5 protein-coding genes and 1 rRNA gene are annotated in these 6,753 nt (G+C 43.0%); all 6 read right to left on the reverse strand.

Annotated features, from left to right (window positions below; genetic code table 11):
* Window position 1: 1 nt before the first annotated feature.
* Window positions 2-1,390 carry a DNA repair protein RadA gene (gene radA / locus AC1DIV_RS22145; protein ID WP_048677848.1) on the reverse strand — a complete coding sequence of 463 codons (1,389 nt, stop codon included), beginning with the start codon at window positions 1,388-1,390 and terminating at the stop codon, window positions 2-4.
* A gap of 201 nt (window positions 1,391-1,591) precedes the next feature.
* Window positions 1,592-4,033, reverse strand: coding sequence for an ATP-dependent protease ATP-binding subunit ClpC (clpC, locus tag AC1DIV_RS22150; protein WP_034305090.1), 2,442 nt, complete (start codon window positions 4,031-4,033; stop codon window positions 1,592-1,594).
* Window positions 4,034-4,162: 129 nt separating this feature from the next.
* Window positions 4,163-5,239: a protein arginine kinase gene (locus tag AC1DIV_RS22155; RefSeq protein WP_421161484.1), complete on the reverse strand. Its 1,077-nt coding sequence runs from the start codon at window positions 5,237-5,239 to the stop codon at window positions 4,163-4,165.
* A complete protein-coding gene (locus tag AC1DIV_RS22160) occupies window positions 5,236-5,787 on the reverse strand; it encodes a UvrB/UvrC motif-containing protein (RefSeq protein WP_063595519.1) in 552 nt (183 codons plus the stop codon). Before AC1DIV_RS22160 ends, AC1DIV_RS22155 begins: the two co-directional genes overlap by 4 nt.
* 21 nt (window positions 5,788-5,808) lie before the next feature.
* Entirely contained in the window at window positions 5,809-6,270 is a 462-nt protein-coding gene (locus tag AC1DIV_RS22165) for a CtsR family transcriptional regulator (protein WP_048677843.1), read from the reverse strand.
* 373 nt (window positions 6,271-6,643) lie between these two features.
* A 5S ribosomal RNA gene (gene rrf, locus AC1DIV_RS22170) occupies window positions 6,644-6,753 on the reverse strand; the annotation flags it as partial.

Consider the following 6,753-nt stretch of genomic DNA (forward strand, 5'->3'; position numbering starts at 1 on the left):
CTTAACCCCCTAACGATTGTTTAAGAGCCTCCGAAACCGATGAAACACCAATGATCTTAATACCTTTCGGCGCGGTCCACCCTCCTATATTATTAGCCGGTATGATAACCCGCTCAAACCCTAATTTCGCTGCTTCCTGCACCCTTTGTTCAATTCGTGACACCCTTCTCACTTCCCCAGTCAGCCCCACTTCACCAATGATGCAATCGGCAGGGTTTGTTGGTTTATCACGGAAGCTTGATGCGATGCTTATTGCGACAGCGAGGTCAATTGCCGGTTCATCCAGCTTGACACCGCCAGCAACCTTTAAATACGCATCTTGGTTTTGGAGCAGCAAGCCCACTCTCTTTTCCAGGACAGCCATTAAAAGCGAAACTCGATTGTGGTCAATTCCCGTGGCCATCCGCCTAGGATTCCCAAAACTCGTAGGAGAAATCAATGCTTGAATTTCAACAAGCACCGGCCTTGTGCCCTCCATGGATGCGACGACTGTGGACCCCGAAGCTCCTTGCGACCGTTCTTCAAGGAAAATTTCCGATGGATTCGCCACCTCTTCCAATCCATGTTCTTTCATTTCAAAAATACCCATCTCATTCGTCGAACCAAAGCGATTTTTAACCGCACGTATAATTCGATATGTATGGTGTCTTTCCCCTTCAAAATATAATACGGTGTCAACCATGTGCTCAAGCAGCCGTGGTCCCGCAATGGCCCCTTCTTTTGTAACGTGACCGACGATAAAAATCGCGATTCCGTTCGTTTTAGCAATGCGCATGAGTGAGGCTGTGCATTCCCTCACTTGTGAAACGCTTCCCGGGGCAGATGTAACCTCCGAATGGTAAACCGTTTGAATCGAGTCAATAATGACCAAATCCGGTTTAACATCTGTAATTGCCTGTTGGATATAGTCCATATCGGTTTCAGAATAAACGAATAGATTTTCCGACATGGTCCCAAGCCGGTCCGCTCTCAATTTGGTCTGCTTGACTGATTCTTCACCTGATATATAAAGCACTTTTTTCTGTTTATGCGCCAATTGGGATGATACCTGTAAAAGCAGGGTGGACTTACCGATACCCGGGTCCCCTCCGATCAATACAAGTGATCCCTGTACGATCCCGCCCCCAAGAGCACGATTCAATTCCATTAAATCCGTCTTAATGCGTGGTTCTTTTTCTGATTGAATGGTCGTTATGGGTGCTGCCTTCTCCCGTTCCCCGGAACCTCTCACCTCTGAATGGGTAAAAGCGCCCTTTCTAGCAGGTTTAACGATTTCGGTTTCCTCGACCATTTTATTCCATTCACCGCAGCCTGGGCATTTCCCCATCCATTTCGCGGACTCATACCCACAAGACTGACAGATAAATTTTGTTTTCTTTTTTACAGCCATAAATTACTCCTCTTCCTTTGGAAAAAATATCTATATTAAGGATATTATATCTCTGTTTTATTTAAACCTTCTTAAGGCTAAGTTTTTTTAAAAAAATATTCACTTTGCTTGTCCCGTTTATACTCATCACATCTACCTATAGATAAAAAACAGAGGTACACTGCAAAAGAATCTGCGTGTACCTCGAAGTTTAGGATCAGGTTATTCACTTACATTAACAGGCTCGCCTTGTCGGATTGCAAACTCATTATTCACGACATCCATTACGACCGTTTGCCCTTTTTTCACGTTGCCTTTAAGCAACTCTTCGGATAGATAATCCTCTACATGCTTCTGAAGCGCCCTGCGGATTGGCCTTGCCCCATATTCCGGATCAAAACCTTCCGTGGCAATTTTTTCTCTAGCCGCATCTGTCAGCTCCAAGTATATCTCCTGTTCTTTCAAACGGGTAGTAAGCTGATTTGACATTAATGTAACGATTTGTTTCAAATGATCCTTCTCTAATGAGTGGAACACGATAGTTTCATCAATACGATTCAGGAATTCCGGACGGAATGCACGTTTGAGTTCTTCCATCACTTTCCCTTTCATATTTTTATAGTCCTGACCAGTATCCTGGATGTTAAAGCCGACATACTTATCAGTTTTCAAGGCAGACGCCCCTACATTCGATGTCATGATCAAAATTGTATTCCTGAAATCGACAGTACGCCCCTTTGAATCTGTCAGTCTTCCGTCTTCCAACACTTGAAGAAGAATATTGAAGACATCCGGATGCGCCTTTTCTATTTCATCAAGCAGAACGACGGAGTATGGTTTCCTCCGCACTTTTTCCGTTAACTGACCGCCTTCTTCGTACCCAACATATCCTGGAGGCGATCCTACAAGACGTGAAGTCGAATGTTTCTCCATATATTCGGACATATCGATGCGGATCATGGCATCTTCATCACCAAAAATGGATTCAGCCAAAGCTCGGGCTAGCTCGGTTTTACCGACCCCTGTAGGCCCCAAGAAGATGAATGAACCAATTGGACGCTTAGGGTCTTTCAAACCTGCCCTTGCACGTCGTACTGCTTTAGAAACCGCAATGACGGCCTCTTCCTGCCCAATTACACGATCATGGAGGATTGACTCCATATTAAGCAGTTTGTCTGACTCCGTTTGCGCCAATTTAGTGACCGGCACTCCCGTCCAGCTGGATACGACATGTGCAATGTCATCCACAGTCACTTCACTGTTTTCCTGCCCTTGTTTTTCTTTCCAAGTTTTTTTCGTTTCTTCCAATTGTTCTCTTAAGCGTTGTTCTGTATCGCGAAGCGAAGCAGCTTTTTCAAATTCCTGACTCTGAACGGAAGCATCCTTTTCCTTGCGAACATCATCTAGTTTCACTTCAAGTTCCTTTAGGTTGGGTGGCGTTGTGTACGAGCGAAGCCTAACTTTGGAACCAGCTTCATCTATCAAGTCAATCGCTTTATCAGGTAAAAAGCGATCGGAAATATAACGGTCTGATAATTTGACTGCAGCATCAATCGCTTCGTCAGTGATCGATACGCGGTGATGTGCCTCATAACGGTCACGAAGACCTTTGAGAATTTGGATGGATTCCTCAATTGTCGGCTCATCGACTTGGATTGGCTGGAAGCGACGTTCAAGGGCAGCATCCTTTTCAATATACTTGCGGTACTCATCCAAAGTTGTAGCACCGATACATTGTAATTCACCACGGGCCAATGATGGTTTAAGGATATTGGAGGCATCGATGGCACCTTCTGCACCACCTGCACCAATCAATGTATGCAATTCGTCGATGAATAGGATGATATTACCCGCCTGGCGTATTTCATCCATGACTTTCTTCAACCGGTCCTCAAATTCACCCCGGTATTTAGTGCCAGCCACAACAGTACCCATATCAAGTGTCATGACACGTTTATCACGTAAAATCTCAGGTACCTCATTATTGATAATCTGTTGGGCAAGCCCTTCAGCAATGGCTGTTTTACCAACGCCAGGTTCACCGATCAATACTGGGTTATTTTTTGTACGACGGCTTAATACCTCTATGACACGCTGTATTTCCTTACTTCTTCCGATAACCGGATCCAAGCTTCCTTCCCTGGCAATCGCCGTTAAATCACGGGCAAGGCCATCCAGTGTCGGCGTGCTTGCATTTGCAGCGGCTGAACCTTGATGACCACCTGATTCATTGCTGCCCAAAAGTTGTAATACTTGTTGTCGAGCTTTATTTAAACTTACTCCCAGATTATTCAATACGCGTGCAGCGACACCTTCCCCTTCTCGTATAAGACCTAGAAGGACATGCTCTGTCCCAACATATGAGTGACCTAATTTTCTTGCTTCATCCATGGAAAGCTCAATGACCTTCTTGGCTCTTGGGGTATAATGTATCGTTTGAGCCGTATCCTGTCCACGGCCAATTAAATTTTCCACTTCTTTCTGAATCTTCTCCGGACCCAATCCAAGAGCATATAACGCTTTGGCTGCAATACCATCACCCTCTCGGACCAGGCCCAGCAAAATATGTTCAGTACCAATATTATTATGACCTAAACGGATTGCCTCTTCTTGGGCTAATGCTAATACTTTCTGGGCTCTTTCAGTAAAACGACCAAACATCATAGGGAATTCCTCCTTAAGAATTTTCGTTTTGAATAAAATTGCTGGCAATTCTCTAAGTAATGGCAGAAGCTTATTCTTGCTCCATATCTATTAATGAAATTTAATTCTCCCTAAAGAGGTCAATAACCTCTATGAGGAGGAAGATTCCGTGAAATTCAAGCGTTCCCGGATGAGTGTTGCTCTACGGATATCCCTTTCATGGGGTCTTAAAGGGCCGCCTGCGTACTTTTGTAAAAATCCCGACTGCGTCAAAATCATCAATTCATTTAGAATGCTTTTGGAAATATTCTTTATATACCCAAGATCTATCCCTAACCTAACATCGGAGATACATGTAGCTGCTTCCTTGGTCTCGATGATTCGAGCATTGGACAAAACCCCATATGAACGGAAAATTCTATCTTCTAATTGTATGTGGGAAGTTCTCGCTAATGCATCCCTCGCTGACCGTTCCTGGGCTATGATTTGTTGCACTACACTCGTTAGATCTTCAACGATATCCCTTTCCGATTTTCCAAGGGTGATTTGATTGGAAATTTGAAAAATATTCCCCAACGCTTGACTGCCCTCTCCATAAATCCCTCGAACCACCAACCCCAATTGGTTGATAGCCGGTATGATATTATTCATCTGCTGTGTAAGGACCAGGCCCGGCAGATGCATCATGACTGAAGCCCTTAACCCTGTTCCCACATTAGTCGGACAACTAGTCAGGTATCCTCTTTCTTCATCATATGCATAGTCTATGGATTCTTCAATCCAATCGTCAAGAACATTTGCAATCTTTAAGGTTTCCTTTAGCTGCAACCCCGACATTAAACATTGAATACGGAGATGGTCCTCTTCGTTTATCATGATACTTATTTCTTCATTTTCCGAAAGGAGACATGCGCTTTTCGCTGAATCTTCAACTAAATGAGGACTGATTAAATGTTTTTCAACCAGAACGCGCTTTTCCAGTGGCTGCAATTGGTCAATCTCTAATAGCTCCAATTTTCCAATCTCCGGGGTTACTTCCTCTTCGATTCTTTTTTTGACCAATTCAATGATTTTATTAGCTTCTTCGTTCGAAAAGGAGGTTGGGAAGGTAAAGTCTTTGAAATTCCTGGCCAGCCGAATCCGCGAACTCAATACAATATCGATTTCCGGCCCTTCGGCACTCATCCAGGAACTCAAGGCGTTTTCTACAAACTTTTCCAAGCTCATAATTCCTCGCCTCCCTCTTGTGCTTCAAACCTTTTTTCAAGGGAACGAACCTTATCTCTTACTTCTGCCGCTTTCTCAAACTCCTCTTGATCAATGTGGACCTTTAAAACTTCTTTCAAATCCAAAATTTGTTTTCGAAGATATATGGCGCCGCCAATCCTTTTTGGAATTTTCCCTATGTGTGCTGTATTGCCGCTATGAACCCTCTTTAAAATGGGATTTAACTGTTCATTGAACGTTTTATAACATTCGGCACAGCCAAACTTGCCAATATGGACAAATTCTTTATAAGATCGATGACAATGCGGGCAGCGCCTCTCTTCCGTTTTCGGAAATGCATTTGCCTTTGTCTGTTGAATATTCGACTCCATATTCAACAATCCTGCTAATAAATTATTTATTGAAAAACCAGGTCCGCCTGCCTCCATGAACATTTCACCTTTTTCCTGAGCACATTTCTCACAAATCATGACTTCAGTCTTTTTTCCATTGATGATTTTGGTGAAGTGCAGGGTAGCAGGCCTTTGATGACATTCTTGGCAAATCAACGTTCATCACCTCTGCCAGTTTCATTTATATTTTAAAGTCGTAAGCATCGCAGTTAAAATTCTTGCCCTAAGCTCATCGCGATCAGGCAGGTCGATATAAATCACCGATCTATCTATGACGCTCATCATAATCTTTGCTTCTCTTTCATTAATGACGTCTTCATTCATCAGCCGTGAAATTACTCCTTCAGCCATCGATTGAGTTACCCTGGAACCAATAAGCGATAATAATTGGTTGATAAGTTGCACGGAATCCTGTGATTCCACTTTCATGATGCGTATATAACCGCCGCCTCCACGCTTACTCTCTACAACATAACCTCTCTCGATGGTAAACCTCGTATTGATTACGTAATTGATTTGAGAAGGAACACACTGAAATTTATCTGCTATTTCACTTCTTTTAATCTCCAAGATATCTTTTTGACTTATTTCAAGTACTTGCTTCAAATAAGTTTCGATAACATCAGATATGTTTCTCACTCAGCCTCCTCCATTCTGACTTTGACTATATTTGACTATTATTATACAAGGAATAATGCATTTTGCAACTTAAACGCACTTTCATTCTGTAATATCCATTTTCTCCAAATTATATGTAGTTACATACCCCATTGAACATAAAAGTTGAAATATCTTACATAAATACCCTATATAAATGGATGTAAAACCTGAACTTTTTCTTCTGCTTAAGGTTTCATCACTTAAATTCTCCCCCATTTCCCCAGCTCATCCATTCCTCCTCATGATATGGCAACCAATTCAAATAAGGCCAGCCCGTGCTGTCCCTGAAAACGGAAAAGTTTTTTATTACAAACAAAAAAAAGACCAGCCGGATGGCTGATCTTTTTAAATGGCTTGGCGGCGTCCTACTCTCACAGGGGGAAACCCCCAACTACCATCGGCGCTGAAGAGCTTAACTGCCGTGTTCGGAATGGGAACGGGTGTGACCTCTTCGCTATCGCC

Source organism: Peribacillus sp. 05N428, from assembly GCF_056397085.1.

Bases quoted from the DNA above. Each gene is read 5' to 3' on its own strand.
- radA (WP_048677848.1), bottom strand. From the start codon at position 1,390: ATGGCTGTAAAAAAGAAAACAAAATTTATCTGTCAGTCTTGTGGGTAT.
- clpC (WP_034305090.1), bottom strand. From the start codon at position 4,033: ATGATGTTTGGTCGTTTTACTGAAAGAGCCCAGAAAGTATTAGCATTA.
- AC1DIV_RS22155 (WP_421161484.1), bottom strand. From the start codon at position 5,239: ATGAGCTTGGAAAAGTTTGTAGAAAACGCCTTGAGTTCCTGGATGAGT.